This is a genomic window from Streptomyces sp. NC-S4, from assembly GCF_054353315.1.
Genome location: NZ_CM135937.1, coordinates 6,765,016 through 6,791,245 on the forward strand (window position 1 = coordinate 6,765,016; position 26,230 = coordinate 6,791,245).

Annotated in this window: 28 protein-coding genes; 21 read left to right on the forward strand and 7 right to left on the reverse strand. The window is 73.6% G+C overall.

Annotated features, from left to right (window positions below):
- Nucleotides 1-47 precede the first annotated feature (47 nt).
- Complete coding sequence (locus ACXNSR_RS30420; RefSeq protein WP_458638551.1) at nt 48-1,433, forward strand: MFS transporter; 1,386 nt, start codon at nt 48-50, stop codon at nt 1,431-1,433.
- Nucleotides 1,430-2,449, forward strand: a complete 1,020-nt coding sequence (locus ACXNSR_RS30425) for a TolB family protein (RefSeq protein WP_458638552.1) — start codon at nt 1,430-1,432, stop codon at nt 2,447-2,449. The genes ACXNSR_RS30420 and ACXNSR_RS30425 overlap by 4 nt, the downstream gene beginning before the upstream one ends.
- Before the next feature lie 16 nt (nt 2,450-2,465).
- On the opposite strand, the gene ACXNSR_RS30430 is transcribed toward ACXNSR_RS30425, so the two are convergent.
- The 5 genes from ACXNSR_RS30430 to ACXNSR_RS30450 all read right to left on the reverse strand — a co-directional run bounded on the left by ACXNSR_RS30430 (nt 2,466) and on the right by ACXNSR_RS30450 (nt 5,733).
- Nucleotides 2,466-3,326, reverse strand: coding sequence for an alpha/beta hydrolase family protein (locus tag ACXNSR_RS30430; protein WP_458638553.1), 861 nt, complete (start codon nt 3,324-3,326; stop codon nt 2,466-2,468).
- Nucleotides 3,327-3,407: 81 nt separating this feature from the next.
- Nucleotides 3,408-4,112 (reverse strand): restriction endonuclease, encoded by a 705-nt coding sequence (locus ACXNSR_RS30435; protein WP_458638554.1) that lies wholly within the window; start codon nt 4,110-4,112, stop codon nt 3,408-3,410.
- Between the two features lie 73 nt (nt 4,113-4,185).
- Nucleotides 4,186-4,395, reverse strand: a complete 210-nt coding sequence (locus ACXNSR_RS30440) for a hypothetical protein (protein ID WP_458638555.1) — start codon at nt 4,393-4,395, stop codon at nt 4,186-4,188.
- A gap of 357 nt (nt 4,396-4,752) precedes the next feature.
- Nucleotides 4,753-5,049 (reverse strand): hypothetical protein, encoded by a 297-nt coding sequence (locus ACXNSR_RS30445; protein ID WP_458638556.1) that lies wholly within the window; start codon nt 5,047-5,049, stop codon nt 4,753-4,755.
- A 57-nt stretch (nt 5,050-5,106) separates the two neighbouring features.
- A complete protein-coding gene (locus tag ACXNSR_RS30450) occupies nt 5,107-5,733 on the reverse strand; it encodes a hypothetical protein (protein ID WP_458638557.1) in 627 nt (208 codons plus the stop codon).
- A gap of 259 nt (nt 5,734-5,992) precedes the next feature.
- Here ACXNSR_RS30450 and ACXNSR_RS30455 point away from each other — a divergent pair, with 259 nt between their 5' ends.
- The 17 genes from ACXNSR_RS30455 to ACXNSR_RS30535 all read left to right on the forward strand — a co-directional run bounded on the left by ACXNSR_RS30455 (nt 5,993) and on the right by ACXNSR_RS30535 (nt 22,492).
- Nucleotides 5,993-6,364: a hypothetical protein gene (locus ACXNSR_RS30455; protein ID WP_458638558.1), complete on the forward strand. Its 372-nt coding sequence runs from the start codon at nt 5,993-5,995 to the stop codon at nt 6,362-6,364.
- 362 nt (nt 6,365-6,726) lie between these two features.
- Nucleotides 6,727-8,472 carry an enoyl-CoA hydratase-related protein gene (locus ACXNSR_RS30460; protein WP_458638559.1) on the forward strand — a complete coding sequence of 582 codons (1,746 nt, stop codon included), beginning with the start codon at nt 6,727-6,729 and terminating at the stop codon, nt 8,470-8,472.
- Between the two features lie 71 nt (nt 8,473-8,543).
- Nucleotides 8,544-9,608 carry an NADH-quinone oxidoreductase subunit B family protein gene (locus tag ACXNSR_RS30465; RefSeq protein ID WP_458638560.1) on the forward strand — a complete coding sequence of 355 codons (1,065 nt, stop codon included), beginning with the start codon at nt 8,544-8,546 and terminating at the stop codon, nt 9,606-9,608.
- A 103-nt stretch (nt 9,609-9,711) separates the two neighbouring features.
- Nucleotides 9,712-11,496: a nickel-dependent hydrogenase large subunit gene (locus ACXNSR_RS30470; protein ID WP_458638561.1), complete on the forward strand. Its 1,785-nt coding sequence runs from the start codon at nt 9,712-9,714 to the stop codon at nt 11,494-11,496.
- On the forward strand, nt 11,493-12,023 hold the full coding sequence (locus ACXNSR_RS30475) for a hypothetical protein (RefSeq protein WP_458638562.1): 531 nt from the start codon (nt 11,493-11,495) through the stop codon (nt 12,021-12,023). The genes ACXNSR_RS30470 and ACXNSR_RS30475 overlap by 4 nt, the downstream gene beginning before the upstream one ends.
- On the forward strand, nt 12,020-12,709 hold the full coding sequence (locus ACXNSR_RS30480) for a DUF5947 family protein (RefSeq protein WP_458638563.1): 690 nt from the start codon (nt 12,020-12,022) through the stop codon (nt 12,707-12,709). The genes ACXNSR_RS30475 and ACXNSR_RS30480 overlap by 4 nt, the downstream gene beginning before the upstream one ends.
- Nucleotides 12,706-13,401 carry a DUF6084 family protein gene (locus ACXNSR_RS30485; RefSeq protein WP_458638564.1) on the forward strand — a complete coding sequence of 232 codons (696 nt, stop codon included), beginning with the start codon at nt 12,706-12,708 and terminating at the stop codon, nt 13,399-13,401. The genes ACXNSR_RS30480 and ACXNSR_RS30485 overlap by 4 nt, the downstream gene beginning before the upstream one ends.
- Nucleotides 13,398-14,858 carry a hypothetical protein gene (locus ACXNSR_RS30490; protein WP_458638565.1) on the forward strand — a complete coding sequence of 487 codons (1,461 nt, stop codon included), beginning with the start codon at nt 13,398-13,400 and terminating at the stop codon, nt 14,856-14,858. Before ACXNSR_RS30485 ends, ACXNSR_RS30490 begins: the two co-directional genes overlap by 4 nt.
- Nucleotides 14,855-15,409: a hydrogenase maturation protease gene (locus ACXNSR_RS30495; RefSeq protein WP_458638566.1), complete on the forward strand. Its 555-nt coding sequence runs from the start codon at nt 14,855-14,857 to the stop codon at nt 15,407-15,409. The genes ACXNSR_RS30490 and ACXNSR_RS30495 overlap by 4 nt, the downstream gene beginning before the upstream one ends.
- Nucleotides 15,406-15,510, forward strand: coding sequence for a DUF6893 family small protein (locus ACXNSR_RS30500; RefSeq protein ID WP_402694579.1), 105 nt, complete (start codon nt 15,406-15,408; stop codon nt 15,508-15,510). The genes ACXNSR_RS30495 and ACXNSR_RS30500 overlap by 4 nt, the downstream gene beginning before the upstream one ends.
- Before the next feature lie 149 nt (nt 15,511-15,659).
- The gene (locus tag ACXNSR_RS30505; RefSeq protein WP_458638567.1) at nt 15,660-16,055 is read left to right on the forward strand and encodes a hydrogenase maturation nickel metallochaperone HypA/HybF; all 396 of its coding nucleotides are present in this window, start codon (nt 15,660-15,662) and stop codon (nt 16,053-16,055) included.
- A 3-nt stretch (nt 16,056-16,058) separates the two neighbouring features.
- Nucleotides 16,059-16,916, forward strand: coding sequence for a hydrogenase nickel incorporation protein HypB (gene hypB, locus ACXNSR_RS30510; protein ID WP_458638568.1), 858 nt, complete (start codon nt 16,059-16,061; stop codon nt 16,914-16,916).
- Nucleotides 16,916-19,243 (forward strand): carbamoyltransferase HypF, encoded by a 2,328-nt coding sequence (gene hypF / locus ACXNSR_RS30515; protein WP_458638569.1) that lies wholly within the window; start codon nt 16,916-16,918, stop codon nt 19,241-19,243. Before hypB ends, hypF begins: the two co-directional genes overlap by 1 nt.
- A 36-nt stretch (nt 19,244-19,279) precedes the next feature.
- Nucleotides 19,280-19,678: a HypC/HybG/HupF family hydrogenase formation chaperone gene (locus tag ACXNSR_RS30520; protein WP_458638570.1), complete on the forward strand. Its 399-nt coding sequence runs from the start codon at nt 19,280-19,282 to the stop codon at nt 19,676-19,678.
- Nucleotides 19,675-20,844 (forward strand): hydrogenase formation protein HypD, encoded by a 1,170-nt coding sequence (gene hypD, locus ACXNSR_RS30525; protein WP_458638571.1) that lies wholly within the window; start codon nt 19,675-19,677, stop codon nt 20,842-20,844. The genes ACXNSR_RS30520 and hypD overlap by 4 nt, the downstream gene beginning before the upstream one ends.
- Nucleotides 20,837-21,898 (forward strand): hydrogenase expression/formation protein HypE, encoded by a 1,062-nt coding sequence (gene hypE, locus ACXNSR_RS30530; protein WP_458638572.1) that lies wholly within the window; start codon nt 20,837-20,839, stop codon nt 21,896-21,898. Before hypD ends, hypE begins: the two co-directional genes overlap by 8 nt.
- A gap of 441 nt (nt 21,899-22,339) precedes the next feature.
- Nucleotides 22,340-22,492, forward strand: a complete 153-nt coding sequence (locus tag ACXNSR_RS30535) for a hypothetical protein (RefSeq protein ID WP_458638573.1) — start codon at nt 22,340-22,342, stop codon at nt 22,490-22,492.
- Between the two features lie 22 nt (nt 22,493-22,514).
- On the opposite strand, the gene ACXNSR_RS30540 is transcribed toward ACXNSR_RS30535, so the two are convergent.
- Both ACXNSR_RS30540 and ACXNSR_RS30545 read right to left on the reverse strand, forming a co-directional pair.
- Nucleotides 22,515-23,771, reverse strand: a complete 1,257-nt coding sequence (locus ACXNSR_RS30540) for a cation:proton antiporter (protein WP_458638574.1) — start codon at nt 23,769-23,771, stop codon at nt 22,515-22,517.
- A gap of 6 nt (nt 23,772-23,777) precedes the next feature.
- Nucleotides 23,778-24,248, reverse strand: coding sequence for a cation:proton antiporter regulatory subunit (locus ACXNSR_RS30545; RefSeq protein ID WP_189745948.1), 471 nt, complete (start codon nt 24,246-24,248; stop codon nt 23,778-23,780).
- 303 nt (nt 24,249-24,551) lie between these two features.
- Between ACXNSR_RS30545 and ACXNSR_RS30550 the strand changes: the two genes are divergently transcribed.
- Both ACXNSR_RS30550 and ACXNSR_RS30555 read left to right on the forward strand, forming a co-directional pair.
- Nucleotides 24,552-25,526 (forward strand): sensor histidine kinase, encoded by a 975-nt coding sequence (locus ACXNSR_RS30550; protein WP_458638575.1) that lies wholly within the window; start codon nt 24,552-24,554, stop codon nt 25,524-25,526.
- Nucleotides 25,523-26,188, forward strand: a complete 666-nt coding sequence (locus ACXNSR_RS30555; RefSeq protein WP_458638576.1) for a response regulator — start codon at nt 25,523-25,525, stop codon at nt 26,186-26,188. The genes ACXNSR_RS30550 and ACXNSR_RS30555 overlap by 4 nt, the downstream gene beginning before the upstream one ends.
- Nucleotides 26,189-26,230 lie beyond the last annotated feature (42 nt).

Genomic DNA, 26,230 nt, shown 5'->3' on the forward strand with positions numbered 1-26,230 from the left:
CGCACGTTCGAGTGAACTCAGTCCGTCGGCATCGGGAGCTCCAGAGCATGTACCTCGCGGACCGCTCCGCGCCCGCGCCCGGGGGCGCGAAGACCGCTGCGGACCGGGGACCCCTGCGGGCCCCCGCGGTCGCCCCGACCGTCCTCGCCCTGGGCACGGTCAGCATGATCACCGACATCTCCTCCGAGATGGTCACCGCCGTCCTGCCCCTGTACCTGATCGCGGGGCTCGGCCTGAGCCCCCTCGGCTTCGGGGCGCTGGACGGCGTCTACAACGGGGTCAGCGCCCTGGTGCAGCTGACCGGCGGCCACCTCGCCGACCGGGTCCGCAACCACAAGCTGATCGCGGGTGTCGGCTACGGCCTGTCGGCCCTGTGCAAACCGCTGCTCCTCTTCGCCCACAGCCTGGGTCCGATCAGCGTGATCCTCACGCTGGAACGCACCGGCAAGGGACTGCGCACCGCCCCGCGCGACGCGCTGATCTCCCTGTCCACCCCGCCCGAGTTACAAGGGCGCGCCTTCGGGGTGCACCGGGCCATGGACACCACCGGGGCGCTGCTCGGCCCGCTCGCCGCCTTCCTGATCCTGAGCCTGACGATCGACGGCTACGACGCCGTCTTCGGCGTCAGCGCCTGCGTCGCCGTACTCGGTGTCGTGGTGCTCATGCTGTTCGTCCCGTCCGGCGCAGCCCCGGCCCCGGCCGCCGCTCCGGCCGCCGACGGCACCGCCGCCGCAGAGGTCTCCGGCGCGGACCGGCCGGCCCCCGTGGGGCTGCGCGACGCGCTCGGTCTGCTGCGCCTGCCCCGGCTGCGCAACCTGGCCGTCTGCGCCGTCCTGCTGGGTCTGACCACCGTCAGCGACGCCTTCGTCTACCTGCTCCTGCAGCGCCGCACCGGCATCGGCGACCAGTGGTTCCCGCTCCTGCCGCTGGGCACCGCCGCCGTGTTCCTGCTGCTCGCCGTGCCCGCCGGAGCCCTCGCCGACCGGATCGGCCGGCGCACCGTCTTCCTCACCGGGCACGCCCTCCTGCTGGGCGGCTACGGGCTGCTGCTGTGGGCCCCCGCCTGGCCCGCCCTGCCCTTCCTCGTCCTCGCCCTGCACGGCATGTTCTACGCCGCCACCGACGGCGTGCTGCCCGCCGCCGTCGCCGCCACCGTCCCCGGCGAGCTGCGCGCCACCGGCATGGCCCTGGTCGGTACCGGCCAGGCGCTGGCCCGCTTCGGCTGCTCGCTCGCCTTCGGCGCGGCCTGGACGCTCTGGGGCACCGGCCCGGCACTGGCCGCCGCCGCGGCCGGCCTGCTGTGCGGCGCGGCCGTCGCCGCCCTCGTCCTGCGCCCGTCGGCGCCCGGGGACACCCGACCCGAACCGAACCCGAACCCGAAGCCGAAGTCGAACCCGAAGTCGAACCCGAAGTCCGTGAGGCCCCCCAGATGACGCTGTCCAAGTCACGCCGCCTGCTCGTCCTCGCGGTGGCGGTGCTGCTGCTCGGGGGCCTCGCCACCGCGCTGGTGCTGCGTGCCGCCGGCCGTGACGACCAGCCGTCGGCGGGCGGCCCGGCGGTCGCCTCCGGGACCGTCACGCTCGACCGGGCCGGCTCGCTGGCCTTCCTCAACGGCGGGCAGGGCCCGTACCGCGGGTCCCTGGCCTCGGTACCGGCCGACGCACCCGAGTCCGGCCGCACCGCCTCCGAACTCAACTGCCAGCGCTTCTACGCCGCCGCGGGCACCGGCGTGTGCCTGCGCTCCACGCCCGGCGCGCTCGCCCAGGACAACAAGGCCCTGATCGTCGACTCCGAACTGCGCACGCTGCGCAGCTTCCCCCTCGCGGGCACCCCGAGCCGGGCCCGGGTCTCGCCCAGCGGCCGGTTCGCCGCCTGGACCGTGTTCGTCTCCGGCGAGTCCTACGGCGCCGCGTTCTTCTCCACCCGTACCGCGATCGTGGACACCCGCACCTGGAAGCTGGAGGCGAACCTGGAGGAGTTCGCCATCGACATGGACGGCCGGGACCACCGCGCCCAGGACGTCAACTTCTGGGGGGTCACCTTCTCCAAGGACGACGACACCTTCTACGCCACCGTCTCCACCGGCGGCGAGACCCACCTGGTCAAGGGCTCGATCTCCGGGCGCAGCGTCAAAACCCTGGCCAAGAACGTCGAATGTCCCTCCCTTTCCCCGGACGAGACGCGCATCGCCTACAAGAAGCGGGTCCGGGCCGGGGCCTCGCTCTGGCGCGAGCACGTGATGGACCTCGGGACGCTGCGCGACCACGCGCTCGCCGAGAAGCGCAGCGTGGACGACCAGGCCGCCTGGCTCGACGACCGTACGCTCGCCTACGGCCTGCCCACCGACGGCGCCGCCGACAGCACGGACCTGTGGACCGTGCCCGCCGACGGCAGCGGCGCCCCGCGGCTGCTCGCCCCCGGAGCCTCCTCCCCGGCCCGGCTCGGCTGACACCGCCGAGGGGGCGTCAGGTCCGGTCCACGAAGGCCCGTACCCGGTCGACGAACAGGGCGTTGTCGCGGATCCAGCCGTAGTGCCGGCCGCCGGGAGCGCCTTCGCCGAGCGCGAGCTCCTCGTACGTCACCCGCGCGCCCGTGAGCTTGGCGCAGAGCCCCCGCACCCCGCGCGGCGGGGCCATGGGGTCGCCCTCGATGGCCACCGCCAGCACCGGCAGGTCCAGCCCGGCCAGCCGGGGCTCGAAGTCCACCGGTGAGGACGGCACGTCGTAGCGGCCCGTCCGGACCTGGGTGGCCATGTCCCGCAGGACCTGCGCGGAGTCGTCGCCGAGCACCCCCAGACGGCGGCCGGGGAAGTACCCGTACACGGCGGCGAAGGCGGCGGCGAACTGGAACCCGACGAGCACGGCCAGGCTCTGCGGGAAGGGCCAGCCGCGGTAGTGGCAGGAGGGGGCGCCGACCAGGATCGCGCCCGCGGCCATGTGCGGCTCCCGACTGAGGTACAGCGCGCCGATCTGTCCGCCGAGGCTGTGCCCGAGCAGGTGGCGCGGCGCCCCGGGGAAGGCGGCCGCGACCGCCCGGAACAGTGCGGGGAAGTCGTACGCCACCATCTCGTGGTAGCCGTAGCGCACTCCGCGGCGCACCTGGACCGAGCTCGTGCCCTGCCCCCGCAACTCCCCGAGGACCACCTGGAATCCCGCCTCGACGAGGGCCTCCGCCAGGGGCGTGTAGGAGACGGCCCTGGTCCCCATGGCGGGCATGCACACCAGCACCGGGGCCGACGGGGCGTCGGGCCTGCGATGGAACCGGACCCGGACCGTGGCCCCGTCCTCGGCACGCACCGTGTGCGTGGTCACTTCGGCGGACGGCATGACGGACCTCCCGGGCTCCCGGCCATCTTGCGCACATCGCGCACCACGTTCAACGGTTTCCGTTCGTGGTGGCGACCAACCTCAGGAAGCCTCTCGGCGGGCGGCAGGAGGGAGGGCCCGCAGGAGGTCCCACAGGGGGCGGGTTCCGCCGGCCCATTCGGCGAGGAGGTGGCGGTCGACCAAGTGGAGGCGCTGGGACTTCGCGAAGTCGGCGGCGTTGGCGGTGATGCGCCCGTTGGTGAGCATCACCAGGACGTCGCCGTCGTGGACCTGGCGGCCGGTGCCGTTGAGGACCTGCAGATCGGGGGTGCCGACGGGTTTCCCGGACCAGCCGTCCTTCCTGTGCTTGCACTGGATGACCCAACGCCGGCCATGGGGGTCGGTGGCTTTGACGTCGGCACCGTTGTCACCCCGGCCACCGACCTGCCGCGCGTCCGTGCAGCCGTCGCGACGCATCAGGTCCCGCACCGCGAACTCGAAATCGCGGTGATGGAGTCCGTCGAGCTGTCCGAGTGCGTAGCGCAGACCGCTCGCCCGAACCTGCTCCCATCGGGCGGCCTCCCTGCGCCGCCACGCCCGGGCGCCGGCCCCCGCGGCGGCCACCAGTACGAGGGCGGCCACGATCCAGGGGTGTCCGGCCAGCCACCGCAGGGCGGCGACCACCAGGCTGACCACGGCCACGGCGGTGAGCGCGGCGAGGACCACCTGCTCCTGGCGCCGCTTGGTGCGTCGCCGGGGCCTGCCGGGTCGGCGGCCGGAGCGCCGGGCCGGTCGGCGGCCGCTCACCCGACCCGTCCGGGGAATGCACCCGGACGCGCGCACGGAGGCGCGCAGGACGTCTGCCGATGGGGTTCGCCGATCACTGGCCGGCCTGGGAAGCGCCGCTGACCAGCTGGCCGAGGAAGCCGGCGATGCCCTGGCCGACCTCCGTGGGGGCCAGCACGATGCCCAGCGCCAGGACGATGACCACGGTCATCTTCTCGTCGGACCGGCTGCGGGCCTCGGTGCGGCGGCGCAGCCGCAGGAAGACGATGAACGCCAGAAGTACCGCCACGTTGATCGTGAGCAAGTGCCCAGTCCCCCCGTCCGAACCGCCACGGGGCAGCGGACAGCAGCCCCTGGCTTTGTATAGCTGGAGGCCGGCGGGGCTGTGACCGGATCGTGAGGGATTGGCGGCAATGTGCTGCGCTGGCCGGATTCGGCAGGCCCTGTGTTCGGGAGGCAGGCGCAATCGAGAGTGTGCTGAGGGGAAAGCCCCGGACTGACCGTCAACTCCCTGTGCATCCAAGGGCCCGGGATCGCCCGGATGTGCGGCCTCGCCTCACCGGACGGACAAGCGGGCCGCACGACGGCCCGCCATGCCGAAGATGGCGGGCAGATCATTTACAGGACGGCCTTTGGGGGCCGTCCTGACGATCAGGCCGGATCAGGAGCCGGAGTTGTCGACGAACCCCACGATGTCGAGGAATTCGATCTGGGGCGGGGCGCCGTAGATTCCCGTCACCTTTTCGACGATCTCATCCGTGAAGAAGGCGCGGGCCTTTTCCTCGTCGTCCCATACGTAGAAGTTTCGTGCCCGAGCGCCGTCTTCGTCGAGCATGAAGCTCTTGAGCCGAAGGCCTGCCATGCCTTCGAACGGCGCTCGGAGTTCGCCGGCGATCTTCTCGAGAGTCGAGCGATCGAACTTGCCGGTCGCGGTGAAAGTAACGAGCACGCCGATCATCGGGGTTCCTATCGACTGGGTGAGCTGTGGTCGATCGAGTGACGCCAGCAGCGGATCCTAGTACGCGCTGCCGGGAATTCCGCTCTTTGAGCCGCGAAACGGAGGCGCGTGTTCCGCTGCGCGGCGGCGCTTGTGGTACGCGACGGTCAGCACGGCCAGGAGCGGCCCCCACAGGACCAGCGGGGTGTAGCAGATGTAGAACCAGGCGGCTTCCCAGCCGCCGGCCGCACCGGGGACGTCGGCGGACAGCGCGTCGCCGCGGATCGTGGTGCCCCGGAGCTCGGCGACGACGGCCACGACGCTGAACACGAGGGTGAGGACCGTGGCCCCGAGGGCGGCCGGGACGACCGCCGCCTTCGGCGGAACCCGGCGGCCGCCCAGGCCGGGGATCCAGCGCGGGAACACCTCGCCCCAGCGGGCGATCAGCCCGATCGCGGTGAAGGCGAGGAGCTCGGAGAGGACGGAGAGGGACAGGACGTACATCCGCTCCCCGAAGCCGATCCCGTGGTCGAACGCCGCCGGGAGCCGCCACAGGCCCGAGGGCAGGACGGCCAGGGGCACGGCGCAGGCGGTGAGCCGCAGGCGCCGGGACACCCCGGGGACGGGTTCGTGGGCGGCCCGCCAGGCGGCGCGGTACCGGCCGGCCCGAGCGGCGGAGTCTTTGCGGTGTGCGGATAACGGCATGGGTGAACCTCGGTTTCGACAGCGTGCCGACTGACCCGTTCGGCCATCACGATCGCAGCCACCGGCAAGGGGCGGATCGCTCCACGGAAGGAACCCGGCTACGCCTGCGGGCCGATGGACCGTGCGACCGTGGAACGACGCGGACCCGGACTGCGGTCGCCCGTACGGGCGGGCCGGCCGGCCGGGGGCCGGTGGGCCGGTCGGGTGCTGGAGCGGCCCGGTGGGGATGGGGTGCGGCCCGAGCGGGCACGTGCAGACCATGGCCTTCGAACATCCCGCGAAGAAGGGCGGCCAAGGGCGGCTCGGCCGGTTCGAGAAGCTGGCGGAGCTGGCCTCGAACTTCACCAGCTCGCCCGCCTTCTCCGTGTTCTGCGTCCTGCTGGTGGCCGGCTTCGTCGCCGCCCACCTCGCCCACCTCGACATGAGCTGGCAGCACCTGTTCGGCGACGCCATGGGCGCCGTCGCCCTGCTGCTCCTCGCCCTGCTGAAGAACTCCGAACGCCGGGCCGAGCACGCGATCCAGCGCAAACTCGACGCCATCGCCGCCGCCCTCCTGGAGCAGTACGAGGGCGAGCCGGGCCCCGCGCAGCGGGAGCTGGCCGAGGCCATCGGCATCGAGGACGGCGACTAGGCCGTCTCTTCCGGATGCCGGGCCCGCGACGCCCGGCACCGCACCCGGCCGCGTTGTCGGGGCGCCCGAGTACGTCCAGTACGCGGGCGCCCCTCCGCCTTGCCGGCCACGGCACCGGACGCCGCGGGCTCGGCCGGCGAGATCCGAAGGAGACGACCCAGCCGGCCTCCCCTTGGGCCCCTTGGGCCTTGGGCCGAGCGGACCCCGGAACGGGCGCTTTCGGGTGACCCGCCGCGCGGGGCTCGGCCGGGGGCGCCCGGATCTCCCCGACCATCTCAGGCGGCCGGTCATCTTCGGCCACGGGCCGCCGACCAGGCCGGGCACCGCGCACGCGCGGCTCCGGGCCGCCGCTGGGAGATCACGTGTACGTCCTGCTCGTGGCGAGTGCGTTCAACAGCCTCACGCAGCGAGTCCACGCCGAGCTGCGCGACCACGGCCACCACGTCGCGGTCGAACTCGCCCTCCCCGGCGTCGCCCTGGCCGACGCCGTGCGCGCTCACCGCCCCGACCTCGTGATCGCCCCGATGCTGCGCACCGCCATCCCCGAGGAGGTCTGGGCCGCCCACACCTGCCTGGTCGTCCACCCGGGACCGGTCGGCGACCGCGGGCCCTCCTCCCTCGACCGGGCCGTCCAGGACGGCGAGCCCCGCTGGGGGGTGACGGTCCTGCAGGCCAACGCGGAGATGGACGCCGGCGACGTCTGGGCGAGCGCCGAGTGCCCCCTGCCGCCGGTCGGCAAGAGCGACCTCTACCGCGGCGAGATCGCCGATGCCGCGCTGGAGGCCGTCCTGCTCGCGGTGGAACGGTTCGCCTCCGGTACGTACACCCCGCAGCCCCAGACCGGCGGCCACGCCCGGCCACTGCTGCGCCAGGAGGACCGCCGGATCGACTGGGAGCACGACACCACCGAGGACGTCCTGCGCGTGCTGCGCGCCGCGGACTCGCAGCCCGGCGTACGCGACGACCTGCTCGGCGGTGCCTGGTACCTGCACGGCGGGCACCGCGAGGAGCAGCTGCGCGGGCGCCCCGGCCGGCTGCTGGCCACCCGGGCCGGGGCGCTGTGCCGGGCCACGGCCGACGGGGCCGTCTGGATCCCGGAACTGCGCGCAGCCCGCCGCCTGCCGGGCGGCCCGGCCGCCCCGAAGCTGCCCGCCGCGCTCGCGCTCGCGGACCGGCTGCCCCCGCTTCCCGAGGTCCCCGCGCCGGGGCCCTGCGGCCCCGGCCGGGCCCACTGGTCCGACATCGGCTACCACGAGGAGGGGCAGGCCGGATTCCTGTCGTTCGCCTTCCCCGGCGGCGCGATGAGCACCGCGCACTGCCGCCGCCTGCTGGACGCGTACCGGGCCGCCCTCACCCGGCCCACCACCGTCCTGGTCCTGGGCGGCGGCCGCGACTTCTTCTCCAACGGCATCCACCTCGGCGTCATCGATGCCGCGGCCGACCCGGCCGAGGAGTCCTGGGCCAACATCAACGCCATGAACGACCTGGTCGAGGCGGTGCTCACCACCACCGACCGGCTCGTGGTCAGCGCCCTGGGCGGCAACGCCGCCGCCGGCGGGGCCATGCTCGCCCTCGCCGCCGACGAGGTCTGGTGCCGCTCGGGCGTCGTCCTGAACCCGCACTACCGCCTGATGGGCCTGCACGGCTCCGAGTACTGGACGTACACCCTGCCCCGCCGCGTCGGCCCCGCGCTCGCGGACCGCCTCACCACCGAGGCCCTCCCGCTGAGCGCCGCCGCCGCCCACGGGCTCGGACTGGTCGACCGTACGGTCCCCTGCCCGCCCGGGGACTTCACCGGCGAGACGCTCCGACTCGGGCTCCGCCTCGCCGCCCTGCCCGCCACCGCCTCCCGGATCGCCGGGAAGAAGGCCGCGCGCGAGCGCGACGAGGCGCGGCGGCCGCTGGCCGACCACCGCCGGGCCGAGCTGGCCCCGATGCGGCGGACCTTCTTCGACCCCGACGCCCCCTACCACGCCCTGCGCCGCGCCTTCGTCCGCAAGGAGCGCCCGGCCGCCACCCCGTTCCACCTGAGCGGGTCGGCCGCCGGGCCGCGCGCCGTCACTGGACTGGCCGCGCCTGACGCGGCGCCCGCCCCCGACTGCTGTTAGCAAGAAAGGTGTGGGCGAGGCGGGCCGCCTCCCCGCGCCCCTTCCCGAACACCTCCCCGAGGAGCCGTCCCATGGCCACTGCGACTAAGGATGCGAAGGATGCGGTCGAGGACCCGTTGATCCACATCCTCTGGATCAATGCGGGTCTGAGCTGCGACGGCGACTCCGTGTCCCTGACGGCGGCGATGCAGCCGAGCATCGAGGAGATCGTCACCGGCGTGCTGCCCGGTCTGCCGAAGATCGCCGTGCACTGGCCGCTGATCGACTTCGAGTGCGGCCCGGTCGGCGGCGCCGACACGTTCATCGAGTGGTTCTTCAAGGGCGAGCGGGGCGAGATCGACCCGTTCGTGCTGGTCGTCGAGGGATCGATCCCGAACGAGAAGATCAAGCCCGAGGGCTACTGGTGCGGCTTCGGCGACGACCCCGAGACCGGTCAGCCCATCACCACCAGCGAGTGGATCGACCGGCTGGCCCCCAAGGCCCTCGCCGTCGTGGCCATCGGCACCTGCGCCACGTACGGCGGGATCCACGCGATGGAGGGCAACCCGACGGGCGCCATGGGCGTGCCCGACTACCTGGGCTGGGACTGGACCTCGAAGGCCGGCATCCCGATCGTGTGCGTGCCGGGCTGCCCGATCCAGCCGGACAACTTCTCGGAGACCCTGACCTACCTGCTCTACCAGGCGGCCGGCTCCGCCCCGATGATCCCCCTCGACGACAAGCTGCGCCCGACCTGGCTGTTCGGGGCCACCGTCCACGAGGGCTGCGACCGCGCCGGCTACTACGAGCAGGGCCAGTTCGCCGAGACCTACGACTCCCCGCGCTGCCTGGTCAAGCTCGGCTGCTGGGGTCCCGTCGTCAAGTGCAACGTGCCCAAGCGCGGCTGGATGAACGGCATCGGCGGCTGCCCCAACGTCGGCGGCATCTGCATCGCCTGCACGATGCCCGGCTTCCCCGACAAGTTCATGCCCTTCATGGACGAACCCCCCGGCGCCAGGGTGTCCGTGACGGCCAGCGGTGCGTACGGCGCCCTGATCCGCAAGCTCCGGTCGGTCACCGCCCACACCGTGGACGAGGAACCGAAGTGGAGGCAGACCGGCCGCAGCCTGACCACGGGCTACCGCCCGCCCTGGTGACGGTCCGACGGTCCCCGGGCCCCACGGAAGCACCCCCGACTCCAGCTCTCCGCAGCGAAGAACCGAAGAACCGAAGAACCGAAGAAGGGTCACGGCAGAAACGATGACACCGCAGACGAAGGCAGCCGCGGACGGCAGCGGCCTGGTGGAGATGGCCTGGGATCCGATCACCCGGATCGTGGGCAGTCTCGGCATCCACACGAAGATCGACTTCAAGCAGAAGCGCGTTGCGGAGTGCTACAGCACCTCGTCGGTCTTCCGCGGCTACAGCGTCTTCATGCGGGGCAAGGACCCCCGGGACGCCCACTTCATCACCAGCCGCATCTGCGGCATCTGCGGTGACAACCACGCCACCTGCTCGGTGTACGCGCAGAACATGGCCTACGGGGTGAAGCCGCCCCACCTCGCCGAGTGGATCATCAACCTGGGCGAGTCCGCGGAGTACATGTTCGACCACAACATCTTCCAGGAGAACCTGGTCGGGGTCGACTACTGCGAGAAGATGGTCCGCGAGACCAACCCGGGCGTCCTGGAGCTCGCCGAGCGCACCCCCGCCCCGCACGCCGGCGAGCACGGCTACAAGACCATCGCCGACATCATGCGCTCCCTCAACCCCATCGAGGGCGATTTCTACCGCGAGGCGCTCCAGGTCTCCCGCTACACGCGCGAGATGTTCTGCCTGATGGAGGGCCGCCACGTGCACCCCTCCACCCTCTACCCGGGCGGCGTCGGCACCATCGCCTCCGTCCAGCTCTTCACGGACTACATGAGCCGCCTCATGCGGTACTGCGAGTTCATGAAGAAGGTCGTCCCCCTCCACGACGACCTGTTCGACTTCTTCTACGAGGCCCTGCCCGGGTACGAGGAGGTCGGCCGCCGCCGCGTCCTGCTCGGCTGCTGGGGCGCCCTCAACGACCCCGAGTACTGCGACTTCACGTACGCCAACATGACCGACTGGGGACGGAAGATGTTCGTCACCCCGGGCGTGGTGGTGGACGGCAAGCTGGTCACCAACGACCTCACCGAGATCAACCTCGGCATCCGCATCCTGCTCGGCAGCTCGTACTACGACGACTGGCAGGGCCAGGAGCAGTTCGTCACCCACGACCCGCTCGGCAACCCGGTCGACCCGCGCCACCCGTGGAACCAGCACACCATCCCGGCCCCGCAGAAGCGCAACTTCGACGACAAGTACAGCTGGGTCATGTCTCCCCGCTGGTTCGACGGCAAGGACCACCTCGCCCTGGACACCGGTGGCGGCCCCATCGCCCGCCTGTGGTCCACCGCCCTGTCGGGCCTGGTCCACACCGACTACGTGCAGGCCACCGGTCACAGCGTCGTGATCACCCTGCCGCGCACGATGACCAAGCCCGAGACCCGCTTCGAGTGGAAGATCCCGAAGTGGAGCAACGCGCTGGAACGCAACCGGGCGCGCACCTACTTCCAGGCGTACGCGGCCGCCATCGCCCTGCACTGCGCCGAGAAGGGCCTCGCCGAGGTCCGCGCCGGACGCACCCAGACCTGGGAGAAGTTCGAGGTCCCGGACGAGGGGCTGGGCGTCGGCTTCACCGAGGCCGTACGGGGCGTGCTGTCGCACCACATGGTGATCCGCGACGGCAAGATCGCCAACTACCACCCGTACCCGCCGACCCCGTGGAACGCCAGCACCCGCGACACCTTCGGCACGCCCGGCCCCTACGAGGACGCCGTGCAGAACACCCCGATCTTCGAGGAGAACCCCCCGGAGAACTTCAAGGGCATCGACATCATGCGCGCCGTCCGCAGCTTCGACCCCTGTCTGCCCTGCGGAGTGCACATGTACGTCGGCGGCGGCAAGACGGTCAAGACGATGCACGTGCCCACCGGACTGAGCGGACTGGGCGGATGAGCGCGACGATCGACGGCGTCCAGGCCGGGCGCCGGGTCGAGGAGGTCCTCGACCGGCTCGCCGCCACCGGCGACCGGACGGCGTGCGCGGCCGCCGAGGAACTGGTGCGCGTCCTCATGGACTTCTACGGCGCCGGGCTCGCCCGGATCGTCGAGAAGGTCGGGGCGGGCCCGCTCCGGGCGGTCTGCGACGACGAACTCGTGGCGAGCCTGCTCTCCCTGCACGGCCTGCACCCCGAGGACGTGCACACCCGCATCGCCCGCGCCCTGGCCGCCCACGGCGAACCGGTTGAACTCCTCGGCTTCGACGCGGACACCGGCGTCCTGCGGCTGCGCCCCGCCGCCTCCACCGGCTGCGGCTGCGGCTCGGGATCCGGCGGCGGCAGCGGTGCCGGGCGGACGCTGGAGGACACCCTGGCCTGCTTCGCCCCCGAGGTGACGGGCGTGGAACGGGAGCCGGCCGCGGCCCCCGCCCCCGCCCTCCTGCAGATCGGCACCCGGCCCCCGAGCCCGGCGCGGGTGCCATGAGCGGGCCCGGTCTCCTCCACGACGGCCCGCGCGCCCCGCGCGGGCTGCGCCGGTTCGCGGGCCCGCGCCCACCCCGCCCCGAGACCTGCGAACTGTGCGGGATCGCCGTGTCCCCGGACGGCCACCGCCACCTGGTGCAGACCGAACAGCGCGCGCTGCTCTGCGCCTGCACCGCCTGCGCCCTGCTGTTCGACCGGCCCGGCGCGGGCACCGGACGCCTGCGGGCCGTACCGGACCGCTACCTCACCGACCCCCGCCACCGGCTCGACGACGGGGCGTGGGAACGCCTCCAGATCCCGGTCGGCGTCGCGTTCTTCTTCCGCAACGCCGCCCTCGACCGGCTGGTCGCCCTCTACCCGAGTCCGGCCGGCGCCACCGAGAGCGAACTCGACCCCGAGACCTGGCAGACCGTACTCGGCGGCGGCCGGCTGGCCCCGCTCCTCGAACCCGACGTCGAGGCACTGCTGCTGCGCCGCACGCCGGAGCGCACCGACTGCTACCTGGTGCCGATCGACATCTGCTACGAGTTGGTGGGGCGGATGCGGCTGCTGTGGCAGGGCTTCGACGGCGGGGCGGAGGCCCGGGCCGCGCTGAAGACCTTCTTCGAGCAGGTCGAACGGCGGGCCAGGGCCCTGCCCCGGACCGCCGGCGAGGACGAGGCCGACGCCGAGGACGGGATCCGATGACGGAATTCGCCTTCACCTGCACCGGCGTGCGCGCCGACGCGTACGCCGCCGGCCCCACCCTCGTCTTCCGGCTGCGGATCACCGCCGCCGGGGGCGCCCGGGTGCACGCCATCGCCCTGCGCTGCCAGATCCGCATCGAACCGGCCCGGCGCGGCTACGGCGCCACCGAGGCGGAGGGGCTCATGGACCTGTTCGGCGAGCGCTCCCGCTGGGGCAACACCCTCCAGCCCGTGCAGTTCGCCCAGGTATCCGTCATGGTCCCGAGCTTCACCGGGGAGACCGAGACCGACCTGGTCGTGCCCTGCACCTACGACATGGACATCGCCGCCACCCGGTACTTCGAAGCCCTCGCGGAGGGCGAGGTACCGCTGCTGATGCTGTTCTCCGGCACCGCCTTCACCGGTGACGCCGGCTTCCGCGTCGAGCCGGTGCCCTGGGACCGCGAAGCCGCGTACCGGATGCCCGTGGCCCTGTGGCGCGAGATGGTCGAACAGCACTTCCCCGGCTGCGGCTGGCTGCGGCTGCCCCGCGACACCATGGACGAGCTGCTCGCCTTCCGCTCCCGCCACGCCCTCGCCTCGTGGGAGGCGACCGTACGGGCCCTGCTCGACGCGGCCGACCCGCCGCAGCCGCCCGGACCCGTCCGGCTGGGCGCCGTCCTGCCGCGCCTCACCGAGAGGGCGGCCCCGTGACCCTGACGACCGCCCCCGACTCCCGCTTCGCGGTCGCCCGGCAGGTGGCCGACGCGGTCCTGCTGGAGGGGTACGTGCTCTACCCCTACCGGGCTTCGGCCGCGAAGAACCGGCTGCGCTGGCAGTTCGGCGTCCTCGTGCCCCCGGCCTGGGGCCGCGCGCACGAGGAGCACGTCTTCCAGCAGACCGAGATCCTGATGGAACCGCGGGGCGCGGCGACCCTCGCCCTGGAGCTGCGCTTCCTGCACGCCCAGCGGCGTACGGTCCAACGGGCCGCGGACGGCGGCGACTTCACCGAGGTCGCCGAACTCCACCTGGCCGACCGGGTCCTCGTGCCCTGGGACGAGGGCGCCGAGGAACGGGTCGAGGTGAGCGTCCCCGTCGCCGAGCTGCTGGGCGACGACGGCGTCACCTTCCCCTTCCGCCGCCCCGCCCGCGTCGACCACGAACCCGTCCTGGACGCCGACGGGCGCACCGCGGGCCGCCTGGTGCGCCGCACCGAGGAGATCGAGGGGACGCTGCGGCTGCGCGCCACCGAACTCCCCGGCGCCTACCGCGTGCTCCGCCTCCGGGCCGTGGTGGAGAACACCAGCCCGTGGACCCCGCCGCCCGGCACCGGACCCGCCGACCGCGAGGCCGCGCTGCCCCGCTCGCTGGTCGCCGCCCACCTGCTGCTGGGCCTGGACTCCGGCTCGTTCCTGTCCATGACCGACCCGCCCGAATGGGCCCGGCAGGCGGTGGCCGCCTGCGAGAACCGCCACACCTGGCCGGTGCTCGCGGGCGAACCCGGCCGCGCCGACGTGGTCCTGTCCTCCCCGATCATCCTGGAGGACCACCCGGCCATCGCCCCCGAGAGCGCGGGCGCCATGTACGACGCCACCGAGATCGACGAGATCCTCGCCCTGCGCACGGCCGCCCTGACCGAGCAGGAGAAGCGCGAGGCCCGCGGCACCGACCCCCGGGCGGCCGCCGTGATCGACCTCGCCGACTCCATGCCCCCCGAGGTGCTGGAGCGGCTGCACGGCGCCGTACGCGCCCTGCGGGAGGTCACCGGCCCCGAGCAGTCGCCGCCGCTCACCCGACTCCCCGACCTCCCCGAGGTCCCCGAATTCCGCGAACTCCCCTCCGAGGACGTGGTGTTCCGGCCCGACACCCCCTGGTGGGACCCGGCCCGGGCGGACACCGCGGACCCGGCCCGCGACCGGATCACGGTCGACGGCGCCTCGGTGGGCCCCGGCAGCCGCGTGCTGCTCCGCCCCGGACTGCGCCGCACCGACGCCCAGGACCTGTTCCTCCGGGGCCGTACCGCGCTGGTCGAGGCCGTCCTGCACGACGTCGACGGGGGAGTGCACCTCGCCGTCACCGTCGAGGACGACCCGGGCGCGGACATCCGGCGGGAACAGGGCAGGTTCCTCTACTTCCAGCCCGACGAGGTCACCCCCCTGGAGGACGCGTGAACGAGCGGGTCCTGATCGCGGGCATCGGCAACGTCTTCCTCGGCGACGACGGCTTCGGCGTCGAGACCGTACGGGCGCTGGCCCAGCACCCCCTGCCCGACGGGGTCGAGGTGGTGGACTTCGGCGTGCGCGGCGTCCACCTCGCCTACCAGCTCCTCGACGGCTACGACACGCTGCTGCTGGTCGACGCCACCGCACGCGGCGGCGAGCCCGGCACGCTCTACCTCATCGAGGCCGACGGCGACGCGGGCGCGAGCAACGGACCGGCCGGCGGCGAGGCACCGCCGCCACCCGTCCTCGACGGCCACCACATGTCCCCCGACGCCGTACTCGCCCTGCTGGACACCCTGTGCGCCGGGACCGGAGCCACCCCGCCGCGCCGCACTCTGGTGCTCGGCTGCGAACCGGCCGGTGTCGAGGAGGGCATCGGCCTGAGCGCACCCGTGGCCGCCGCCGTACCCGAGGCCGTACGCACGGCCCTGGACCTGATCCACGGCCGGAGCCACGCCGAAACCGACCGGCCCGGCCGCGAACTGAGGAGAACACCGTGAAGAAGGTCTTCGTCGTCGGGGCCGCGGCCGCCGCCGCCACCGCCGTCCTGCTCCAGATCCTCCCCGACCTCCGGCGCTACCTGCGCATGCGCCGGATGTGACACCGCCGCGGGCGCGGCCACGGGGCGGGCACGGGAACGGGTCCGCACCCGGGCGCCCGAATGGCGTACGGAGCGCGCCGCGCACCGGCGTGCCCGACCGCACGGACTCCGTCCCGCCGGTTCAATGAGCCCCGGCAGGACGGAGTCCGATGCACGAGATGTCGATCGCCATGGCCGTCGTGGGCCAGGTGGAAGAGGCGGCCCGGTCGGGCGGCGCACAGGCCGTCACCTCCGTACGGCTGCGGGTCGGTGAGCTGGCCGGGGTGGTCCCCGACGCGCTGGCCTTCTGTTTCGAACTGGCCTGCGCCGGAACGGTCCTCGAAGGCGCCGAACTCGTCACGGAACCCGTGCCGGCCCGCGCCCGCTGTGGCTCCTGCCCCGGCAGCTGGGCGGTGGGCATGCCCCCCGAACTGTGCTGCCCCGGATGCGGCAGGGCCACCGAAGTGGAACTGCTGTCGGGCCGTGAGCTGGAGATCCTCAGCGTGCACTGGGAAGACGGCCCCGCCGGTGCCCGCACCCGCGAACCGATTCCCGAGGAGGCCTGAACCATGTGCCGAATGGTCGATCTGCGGCAGGCGGTGCTCGCCAAGAACGACGCCACCGCCCAGGCCCTGCGCACCGAACTCACCGCGCGCGGTACGACGGTGGTCAATCTGCTCTCCAGCCCCGGCAGCGGCAAGACGGCGCTGCTGGAGCGCGAACTGCTCCTCGCGCGGGAGCGGGGCCTGCCCGTGGCCGCGCTGACGGCCGACCTGGCCACCGAGAACGACGCGGTGCGGCTGGCCCGTTCGGGCGTACCGGTCAAGCAGGTCCTCACCGACGGGCTGTGCCACCTGGAGGCCGCGATGCTCGGCCGGCACCTGGACGGCTGGCTGCCCGAGGACACCCGGCTGCTGTTCGTGGAGAACGTGGGCAACCTGGTCTGTCCGGCCGGCTACGACCTGGGGGAATCGCTGCGGGTGGTGCTCGCCTCGGTGACGGAGGGCGAGGACAAGCCGCTGAAGTATCCGACCGCCTTCGGACTGGCCCAGCTGGTCGTGGTCACCAAGACCGACATCGCGCGCGCCGTCGAGTTCGACGAGGCCGCCTTCCGCGCCAACGTCGAGCAGGTCAATCCCGGGGTGGAGGTGGTGCTCACCTCGGCGCGCGGGGGCGTCGGCCTCGGCGTCCTGCTCGACCGGGCGCTGGCGGCCGGGGCGGGGACCGCAACGCACACGCCGGTGATGGCCCGTCAGCAGCAGGCGCACGCGCACGGCCACGGCCACCAGCACGACCACGACCACGAGCACGAGCGCGAGCACGAGCACGAGCATGACCACGACCACGGTCATGACGAGGACCACGACCAAGGACACGGCCACGATCACGACCACCCGCACGTCCACACGGTCGCGCAGACCCGCTGATGGAGGCGGTGCAGCGGCGCCGGGTGACGGTCCGGGGCGTGGTCCAGGGCGTCGGCTTCCGGCCCTACGTCTACACCCGAGCGACCGGGCTGGGCCTCGCCGGGCACGTCACCAACACCCCCGACGGCGTCGTCGCGGAGGTCGAGGGCGCCCCGGCGGCGGTGTCGCGGTTCTGCGAACGGCTCGCGGCGGACGCACCCCCGCTGGCCGTCGTCGACGCCGTCGACCACTGGGAGGTCCCCGTCGCGGGCGGCACCGGATTCACCATCATCGCCTCCCGGACCGGCGGCCCCGGCCGCACGCTGGTCTCCCCGGACGTGGCCACCTGCGCCGACTGCCTCGCCGAACTGGCCGACCCGGCCGACCGGCGCCACCGGCACCCCTTCATCACCTGCACCCACTGCGGGCCGCGGTTCACCATCGTCACCGGGCTGCCGTACGACCGCGCCCACACCACGATGGCCCCCTTCCCCATGTGCCCCGACTGCGCCCGCGAGTACGGGGATCCGGCCGACCGCCGCTTCCATGCCCAGCCGGTCGCCTGCCCCGCCTGCGGCCCCCGCCTCAGGCTGCTCACCGGGCGACCGCCCCGCGAGCGCGCCGGCGCCGACCCGGTGGCCGGGGCCCGGCGCCTCCTGGTGGCCGGGGCGATCCTCGCCGTCAAGGGCCTGGGCGGCTACCACCTGGCCTGCGACGCCACCGACGCGGGTGCCGTGGCAGAGCTGCGCCGGCGCAAGGGGCGCGGGGACAAACCCTTCGCCCTGATGGCCCGGGACCTCGCCGACGTCGAGCGGTTCGCGCACATCGGCCCCGAGGAACGGGCCCTGCTCACCGGCGGCGTCCGGCCCATCGTGCTGCTGCGCCGCCGCACCGGCGCGGACGGCGGCCCGGACGAGGTCGCCCCCGGCTGCCCGGACCTCGGGGTGATGCTCCCGTACACCCCCGTCCACCACTTGCTGCTCGGCCTGCCCGGGGATCCCCCGGGGCCCCGGCTGCTCGTCATGACCAGCGGGAACCTCGCGGGGGAGCCCATCGTCACCGACGACGACGAGGCCCTGGAGCGGCTCGCCGGCCTCGCCGACGGCTGGCTCGCGCACGACCGCCCCATCCACGTGCCGTGCGACGACTCCGTGGTGCGGGTGTGCGACGGCGAGACGCTGACCGTACGCCGCTCGCGCGGATACGCCCCGCTCCCGCTGACCCTGCCGGTGCCCGTCCCCGCGAGCCTCGCCGCGGGCGGGGACCTGAAGAACACCTTCTGCCTGGGCGAAGGGCATCAGGCCTGGCTGTCCGCCCACATCGGCGACATGGACGACCTCGCCACCCAGTACGCCCTCGACGGCGCCGAGCGGCAGCTGGAGTCCATCACCGGCGTCGCCCCCGTGCTCCTCGCCGCCGACCGGCACCCCGGCTACCGCTCCACCCGGTGGGCGGAGCGCGCGGCGGGCGCCCGGCCGCTCGTCCGCGTCCAGCACCACCACGCCCACATCGCCTCCACCCTGGCGGAGCACGGCCGGGGCGCCGGCCGCCCGGTCATCGGGGTCGCCTTCGACGGCACCGGCTACGGCGACGACGGCGCCGTGTGGGGCGGCGAGGTCCTACTCGCCGACTACGCCGGGTTCACCCGGTTCGCCCACCTCGCCTACGTCCCGCTGCCGGGCGGCGACGCGGCCGTGCACCGCCCGTACCGGATGGCGCTGTCCCATCTGCGGGCCGCGGGCATCGACCGGGCCCCGGAGCTGCCCTGCACGGCCGCCTGCCCGCCGGGGGAACTCGCGCTGCTGGAGCGGCAGCTGGAACGGGGGCTGAACTGTGTCCCGACCTCCAGCATGGGCCGCCTCTTCGACGCCGTCTCCTCCCTGGCCGGCATCTGCCACCTGGCCGGCTACGAGGCGCAGGCCGCCATCGAGCTGGAGGGCGCGGCCCTGAGGGCGAGCGGGGCCGATCCCGGACCCGGCTACGCCTTCGGCCTGCGCGCCGCCCCCGGCCCCGACGGCGGGCCCCTCACCGCCGATCCGGCGCCCGTACTGGCCGCCGTGGTGGCCGACGTACGCGCCGGCACGGCCCCGGCACTGATCGCCGCCCGCTTCCACGCCTCCGTCGCCGCCCTCGTCACCACGCTCTGCGCGCTCGCGCGCGAGCGGCACGGCCTGGACACCGTCGCCCTGACCGGCGGGGTCTTCGCCAACACCCTGCTCTCCTCGGCGTGCGCCCGCCTCCTGGGCGCCGACGGCTTCACCGTCCTGCGGCACGGCCGGGTCCCCCCGAACGACGGCGGGCTGGCCCTCGGGCAGCTCATGGTGGCCGCCGCGCACCACACCCCCTGACACACCCCCTGACACACCCACAGCAAGGAGAAGCCCATGTGCCTGGCGGTGCCCGGCAGAGTGCTCGACATCGGGGAGAAGGACGGCACCCGCATGGCCACCGTCGACTTCGGCGGTGTGCAGAAGGAGGTGTGCCTGGAGTACCTGCCGGACCTCCAGGTGGGCGAGTACGCCATCGTCCACGTGGGCTTCGCCCTCCAGCGCCTCGACGAGGAGTCCGCCAAGCAGACCCTCGAACTCTTCGCGCAACTCGGCATGCTGCAGGAGGAGTTCGGCGACCCGTGGGAGCAGGCCGCCGCGGTCGGCGGTGACCCCTGGCCGTTCGCCGACGACCCCGATCCCGATCCGGACCCGGATCCGGATCCCGATCCCGTCCCCGGGGCCGGGCGGCCCGCGCCCGCCCTCGCCGCACCGCAGGAGGAAGGCCGGCCGTGAAGTACATCGAGGAGTTCCAGGACCCCGCCCTCGCCCGCCGCCTGCTCGACGACATCCACGCCACCGTGACCCGCCCCTGGGCCCTGATGGAGGTGTGCGGCGGTCAGACCCACACCATCATCCGGCACGGGATCGATCAACTCCTGCCGGATCAAGTGGAGTTGATTCACGGGCCGGGCTGTCCGGTGTGCGTCACCCCGCTCGAGGTCATCGACAAGGCGCTGGAGATCGCCTCCCGCCCCGACGTGATCTTCTGCTCCTTCGGGGACATGCTTCGGGTGCCCGGGACCGGCCGCGACCTGTTCCAGGTGCGCAGCGAGGGCGGCGACGTCCGCGTCGTCTACTCCCCGCTCGACGCCCTGCGGATCGCCCAGGAGAACCCCCGGCGCCAGGTGGTCTTCTTCGGCATCGGCTTCGAGACCACCGCGCCGCCCAACGCCATGACCGTCCACCAGGCGAAGAAGCTGGGCATCCCCAACTTCAGCCTGCTGGTCTCCCACGTCCGGGTGCCCCCGGCGATCGAGGCGATCATGCAGTCGCCGAGCTGCCGGGTCCAGGGCTTCCTCGCCGCCGGCCACGTGTGCAGCGTGATGGGCGTGCGCGAGTATCCCGAACTGGCGGCGCGCCACCGGGTGCCGATCGTGGTGACGGGCTTCGAACCGCTGGACATCCTGGAGGGCGTGCGCCGGGCCGTGCGGCAGCTGGAGCGCGGCGAGCACACGGTCGACAACGCCTACGCGCGTGCCGTGCGCCCCGAGGGCAACCCTGCCGCCCTCGCCATGCTGGAGGACGTCTTCGAGGTCACCGACCGGGCCTGGCGGGGCATCGGCGTCATCCCCGACAGCGGCTGGCGGCTGTCGGAGCGCTACCGGGACTTCGACGCCGAGCACCGCTTCTCCGTCACCGGCATCAACACCCGGGAGCCGGCCGAGTGCCGCAGCGGAGAGGTGCTCCAGGGGCTGCTCAAGCCGCACGAGTGCGAGGCCTTCGGCACGCTGTGCACCCCGCGCAGCCCGCTCGGCGCCACCATGGTCTCCAGCGAGGGCGCCTGCGCCGCGTACTACCTCTACCGGCGGCTGGAGCTCGGGACCGTGCCCGCCGCAGCGACCGCCCCGACCGCCCCGACCCCCGCGACCGCCCCGCTGGAGGCGAGCCCCGTTGTCTGACACCGCACTCGACATCACGGGCTGGACCTGCCCGGCCCCGCTGCGCGACCGCCCCCGCGTGGTGATGGGCCACGGCGGCGGGGGCGCACTCTCCGCCGAGCTGGTCCAGCACCTCTTCGCCCCCGCCTTCGGCGGTGACGTGCTCGCCCAGCTCGGGGACTCCGCGGCCGTCTCACTGGGCGGGGTCCGGCTGGCCTTCTCCACCGACTCCTACGTGGTGCGCCCGCTGTTCTTCCCCGGCGGCTCCATCGGCGACCTGGCGGTCAACGGCACGGTCAACGACCTGGCCATGAGCGGAGCCGAAGCGGCCTACCTGTCCTGCGGGTTCATCCTGGAGGAGGGCGTCGAGCTGCCGGTGGTGGCGCGCGTGGCCGAGGCCATGGGCGCGGCCGCGCGAGCCGCGGGCGTGGAGGTCGCGACCGGCGACACCAAGGTCGTGGAAGCGGGCCACGGGGACGGCATCTACCTCAACACCGCGGGCATCGGCGTCATCCCCGACGGGGTGGACCTGCGTCCGCAGCGCGTCGTACCCGGAGACGTGGTCATCGTCAGCGGTGAGATCGGGCTCCACGGCGTGGCGATCATGAGCGTCCGCGAAGGGCTCGAATTCGGCGTGGACGTCCAGAGCGACTGCGCGGCCCTGGGCGGCCTCGTGCGGAGCATGCTCGCGGTCACCCCGGACCTCCACGTCCTGCGCGACCCCACCCGCGGCGGCCTGGCGGCCTCGCTGAACGAGATCGCGGCCGCCTCGGGGACCGGTGTCGTGATCCACGAGGGCCGCGTCCCGGTCCCCGCCGCCGTCGCGAACGCCTGCGCGATCCTCGGGCTCGACCCGCTCTACGTGGCCAACGAGGGCAAGCTGGTCGCCTTCGTGCCCCGCGAGCACGCCGACGCCGTGCTGGACGCCATGCGCGCCCATCCACTGGGCCGCCACGCGACGGTGATCGGTGAGGCCGTCGACGCCCACCCGGGCCTGGTCGTGGCCCGTACCGCCCTCGGCGGCACCCGCGTGGTCGACCTGCCGATCGGGGAGCAGTTGCCGCGGATCTGCTGACCGGCGGCGTAGGCGGGCGCCGAAGATGGGTGCCGAAGATGGGTGCCGACCCCGATGTGCGGCGGCGGTGGGCCGGGCGATGCTGGAGGTGTCCGCAGTCCCCTCCCGGCCACTGCCGACCGGCGCCCCGCGCGCCGCCCGCCCGCGGACCCGCCCGGACGATGAACACCCCCATGTCCCGACGGTGTTGACGTGGAGCGGCCCGCGCCCCGGCGGGGAGCCCGCTCCCGCGCCGTCGCCCGGTCGACGGAAAGGAGCGGAGCCATGCCGCGCATGCCGCGAACCGACGGTACGAGGGCCGACGACCCGGGCCGGAGCCCCCGCGCAGGGAGCCCGCGCCCCCCGAGGCTGCCGCAGGGCCCGGGGTCACCGCATAGCCCGCAGAGCCCGCAGGGCCCGCACCGGCCCCGGGCACACCGCCGGGCCGGTGCCTGGCTGGCCGTGGCCCTGGGGGTCTGGTGCACCGTGGCCGGGGCCACCCTGCCCAACGGCCTCGTGCTCGCGGCCGGGCTGACCGTGGCCGCGCTGGCGGTGAACCGCCTGGGTGCGGAGCCCCGTACGGCCCGCAGGGCGAAGCCGATGACTCCGCCCTGACCGCCGGTCGGCCTGGGACGGCCTAAGGCCGCCCGGCGGGGTCCTGGTCGGGGGCCGGCTCCGCGACGGCCTCCGGGGACCGCGCGGGGGAGGGTACGGCCGCGAGCAGCGGGCCGTTGACGGCCCGCCGCGCCCGGAACCGGGCCGCCAGCGGCTCGGTGTAGCGGGCGGTGAGCGGCCCGATCACCACGAGGATCAGTACGTAGGCGGTGGCCAGCGGCCCGAGGGCCGGTTCGATGCCGGCGGTGACGGCCAGACCGGCGATGACGATCGAGAACTCCCCGCGGGCGACGAGGGTTCCGCCGGCCCGCCAGCGGCCCTTGACCCCGACCCCGGCGCGCTTCGCGGCCCAGTACCCGGTGGCGATCTTCGTTCCGGCGGTGACCAGGGCGAGCGCGAGCGCCGGCAGCAGTACGGGCGGGATGCTGGCCGGGTCGGTGTGCAGGCCGAAGAAGACGAAGAACACCGCCGCGAACAGGTCCCGGAGCGGGCTGAGCAGGGTGTGCGTACCCTCGGCCACCTCACCGGACAGGGCGATGCCGACCAGGAACGCGCCGACCGCGGCGGAGACCTGCAGCTGCTGGGCGATGCCCGCGACCAGCAGGGTCAGACCGAGGACGACGAGGAGCAGCTTCTCCGGGTCGTCGCTGGAGACGAACCGGGAGATGAGCCGGCCGTAGCGGACGGCGACGAACAGCACCGCGCCCGCCACGCCGAGGGCGATCGCCAGGGTCAGGCTGCCCGCCGCGAGACCGACCCCGGCCAGCAGCGCGGTGACGATCGGCAGGTAGACGGCCATGGCCAGGTCTTCGAGGACCAGGACGCTGAGAACGACCGGGGTCTCGCGGTTGCCGAGGCGTCCGAGGTCACCCATCACCTTGGCGATGACGCCGGAGGAGGAGATCCAGGTGACCCCCGCCAGGACCACGGCGGCCACCGGACCCCAGCCCATCAGCAGCGCGGCGACCGCGCCGGGTACGGCGTTCAGGGCGAAGTCGACCAGCCCGGCCGGGTACTGGGTCCTGAGGTTGGAGACCAGGTCGGTGGCCGTGTACTCCAGCCCCAGCATCAGCAGCAGGAGGATGACGCCGATCTCGGCGCCGATCGCCACGAACTCCTCGCTCGCGCCCATCGGCAGCAGCCCGCCCGTGCCGAAGGCGAGACCGGCCAGCAGGTAGAGCGGTATCGGGGAGAGGCGGAAGCGCCCGGCGAGCCTGCCCAGCAGACCCAGGCCCAGGATGATCGCACCGAACTCGATCAGGAAGACTGCGGAGTGCACAGGCGATCACTCCCGTCCGAGTATGGAGGCGGCCGCGTCGACGCCCTCGCGGGTGCCGATCACGATGAGCGTGTCCCCGCCGGCGAGGCGGAAGTCGGGGGCGGGGGAGGGGCGGGCCTCGGCCCGCCGCAGGACCGCCACGATCGAGACCCCGGTCTCCGTCCGCATCCGGGTCTCGCCCAGCAGCCGGCCGTTCCAGTACGAGTGCGCGGACAGCTCGATGCGCTCGGCGACCAGCCCGAGGTCGGTGGTGTGCAGCAGATTGGGGCTGTGGTGCGCGGGCATCAGGGCGTCGATCAGCGAGGTGGTCTCGGCCCCGGACAGGTGCAGCGACTGGGCGCACGCGTCGGGATCGTCCGCGCGGTAAACGTTCACCGTACGGGTGCCGTCGCGGTGGGCGATCACCGACAGGTGGCGCCGCTCGCGGGTGGTGAGGTCGTACTGGACCCCGATGCCGGGCAGTGGCGTGGTGCTCATCCGTGGAGCAGGCACAGCTCTGTCCCCCCTTGCTTCGTGTTCGACGGTGGTGCGGCGCAGCGCCGGCGGAAGGCAGGTCCGGGCTGCCGCGCGGGCTCATGGTGCCATCTCGCGCGGGGGCCGGGATATGGGTGTCGGCACGGATGGACAAGAGCTCCGGCGGACGACAGTCTGAGGCGGGGACACCGGTCCCCTCGCAGGTCCCGCCGCAGGTCACCGCAGGTGCGGAGGCGTATCGGCGGGGATAGTGGAAGCAAGCGGTCCGCCGGAGCGGCGGATCCCGGAACGAGCGGAGGGACGCCCGTGTCGCTGTACTGGCGGATCTTCCTGCTCAACGCGGCCGTCCTCGTCACCGCCGTCCTGCTGCTGTTCGGCCCGGTCACCGTGTCCACCCCGGTCCTCTTCGGCGAGGCCGTGGTGCTGCTCGCCGGGCTGGCCGCCATGCTGATCGCCAACGCCGCCCTGCTCCGGATCGGCCTGGCACCGCTCGGCCGGCTGACCCGCGCGATGAGCGCGGTCGACCTGCTGCGCCCCGGCGGCCGGGCGCGGGTGGAGGGTCCCGCCGAAGTGGCCGAGCTGACCACCTCCTTCAACGCCATGCTGGGCCGGCTGGAGGCCGAACGGGCCGGCAGCAGCGCCCGCGCCCTCTCCGCGCAGGAAGCCGAACGGCGGCGCATCGCCCAGGAACTCCACGACGAGGTCGGCCAGACCCTCACCGCGGTCCTGCTCCAGCTCAAGCACGCCGCCGACCGCGCCCCGGCCCCCCTGCGGGAGGAGCTCCGACAGGTGCAGGAGACGACCCGCACCAGCCTGGACGAGATCCGCCGCATCGCCCGCAGGCTGCGCCCGGGGGTCCTGGAGGAGCTCGGGCTGCACAGTGCCGTGCGCGCGCTGGCGGCCGAGTTCACCAGCGGGTCGCTGACCGTGCGGCACGTCATCGGCCCGCACGTGCCCCCGCTGGACGAAGCGGCCGAACTCGTCGTCTACCGGGTCGCCCAGGAGGCCCTGACCAACGCCGCCCGGCACGCGGGCGCGAGCGAGGTCCAGGTACACCTGTCGGCCCGGCCGGGCGGGGCGGTCCGGCTGCTCGTACGCGACGACGGCCGGGGCATCGGCCCCGCCGGTGAGGGCGCGGGGATCCAGGGCATGCGGGAACGGGCCCTGCTGATCGGCGCCGACCTCGAGATCGGCCGCGGCCCGCAGGGCGGCACCGACGTACGGCTGGACGTACCCGCCGTCACCACGGCCGCCGCCGCGACCACGGAGGGCGCCAAGTGACCGGACCGCAACGGCCGCCGACGCGCGTCCTGCTCGCCGACGACCACGCCCTCGTACGGCGCGGGGTGCGGCTCATCCTCGATGCCGAACCGGACCTCACCGTGGTCGCCGAGGCCGGGGACGGAGCGGAGGCCGTAGCCCTGGCGCGCAGCGAGGAGGTGGACCTCGCCGTCCTCGACGTGGCCATGCCCCGGATGACCGGACTGCAGGCCGCACGGGAACTCTCCCGGCTGCGGCCGGAGCTGCGCATCCTCATCCTGACCATGTACGACAACGAGCAGTACTTCTTCGAGGCGCTCAGGGCCGGGGCGGCCGGATACGTCCCCAAGTCCGTCGCCGACCGCGATCTGGTCGAGGCGTGCCGGGCGGCGATCCGGGACGAGCCGTTCATCTACCCGGGGGCCGAGACGACGCTCATCCGCAACTATCTGGACCGGGCCCGCCAGGGCGACCCGCTGCCCGCCCGGGCGATCACCGAGCGCGAGGAGGAGATCCTCAAGCTCGTCGCGGAGGGCCACTCCTCGAAGGAGATCGGCGACCTCCTCGTCATCAGCGCCAAGACCGTGGAGCGCCACCGGGCCAACCTGCTCCAGAAGCTGGGGATGCGGGACCGCCTGGAACTGACCCGCTACGCCATCCGCGTCGGCCTCATCGAGCCGTAGGCCTGGCGCACGGCCCGGCAGGACGCCGCCCGCACCGCACCC

Excerpts from the sequence above, each read along its gene's own strand:
- ACXNSR_RS30420 (WP_458638551.1), top strand. The coding sequence starts at position 48 with ATGTACCTCGCGGACCGCTCCGCGCCCGCGCCCGGGGGCGCGAAGACC.
- ACXNSR_RS30425 (WP_458638552.1), top strand. The coding sequence starts at position 1,430 with ATGACGCTGTCCAAGTCACGCCGCCTGCTCGTCCTCGCGGTGGCGGTG.
- ACXNSR_RS30430 (WP_458638553.1), bottom strand. The coding sequence starts at position 3,326 with ATGCCGTCCGCCGAAGTGACCACGCACACGGTGCGTGCCGAGGACGGG.
- ACXNSR_RS30445 (WP_458638556.1), bottom strand. The coding sequence starts at position 5,049 with ATGATCGGCGTGCTCGTTACTTTCACCGCGACCGGCAAGTTCGATCGC.
- ACXNSR_RS30450 (WP_458638557.1), bottom strand. The coding sequence starts at position 5,733 with ATGCCGTTATCCGCACACCGCAAAGACTCCGCCGCTCGGGCCGGCCGG.
- ACXNSR_RS30455 (WP_458638558.1), top strand. The coding sequence starts at position 5,993 with ATGGCCTTCGAACATCCCGCGAAGAAGGGCGGCCAAGGGCGGCTCGGC.
- ACXNSR_RS30465 (WP_458638560.1), top strand. The coding sequence starts at position 8,544 with ATGGCCACTGCGACTAAGGATGCGAAGGATGCGGTCGAGGACCCGTTG.
- ACXNSR_RS30470 (WP_458638561.1), top strand. The coding sequence starts at position 9,712 with ATGACACCGCAGACGAAGGCAGCCGCGGACGGCAGCGGCCTGGTGGAG.
- ACXNSR_RS30475 (WP_458638562.1), top strand. The coding sequence starts at position 11,493 with ATGAGCGCGACGATCGACGGCGTCCAGGCCGGGCGCCGGGTCGAGGAG.
- ACXNSR_RS30480 (WP_458638563.1), top strand. The coding sequence starts at position 12,020 with ATGAGCGGGCCCGGTCTCCTCCACGACGGCCCGCGCGCCCCGCGCGGG.
- ACXNSR_RS30485 (WP_458638564.1), top strand. The coding sequence starts at position 12,706 with ATGACGGAATTCGCCTTCACCTGCACCGGCGTGCGCGCCGACGCGTAC.
- ACXNSR_RS30505 (WP_458638567.1), top strand. The coding sequence starts at position 15,660 with ATGCACGAGATGTCGATCGCCATGGCCGTCGTGGGCCAGGTGGAAGAG.
- hypB (WP_458638568.1), top strand. The coding sequence starts at position 16,059 with ATGTGCCGAATGGTCGATCTGCGGCAGGCGGTGCTCGCCAAGAACGAC.
- hypF (WP_458638569.1), top strand. The coding sequence starts at position 16,916 with ATGGAGGCGGTGCAGCGGCGCCGGGTGACGGTCCGGGGCGTGGTCCAG.
- ACXNSR_RS30520 (WP_458638570.1), top strand. The coding sequence starts at position 19,280 with ATGTGCCTGGCGGTGCCCGGCAGAGTGCTCGACATCGGGGAGAAGGAC.
- ACXNSR_RS30545 (WP_189745948.1), bottom strand. The coding sequence starts at position 24,248 with ATGAGCACCACGCCACTGCCCGGCATCGGGGTCCAGTACGACCTCACC.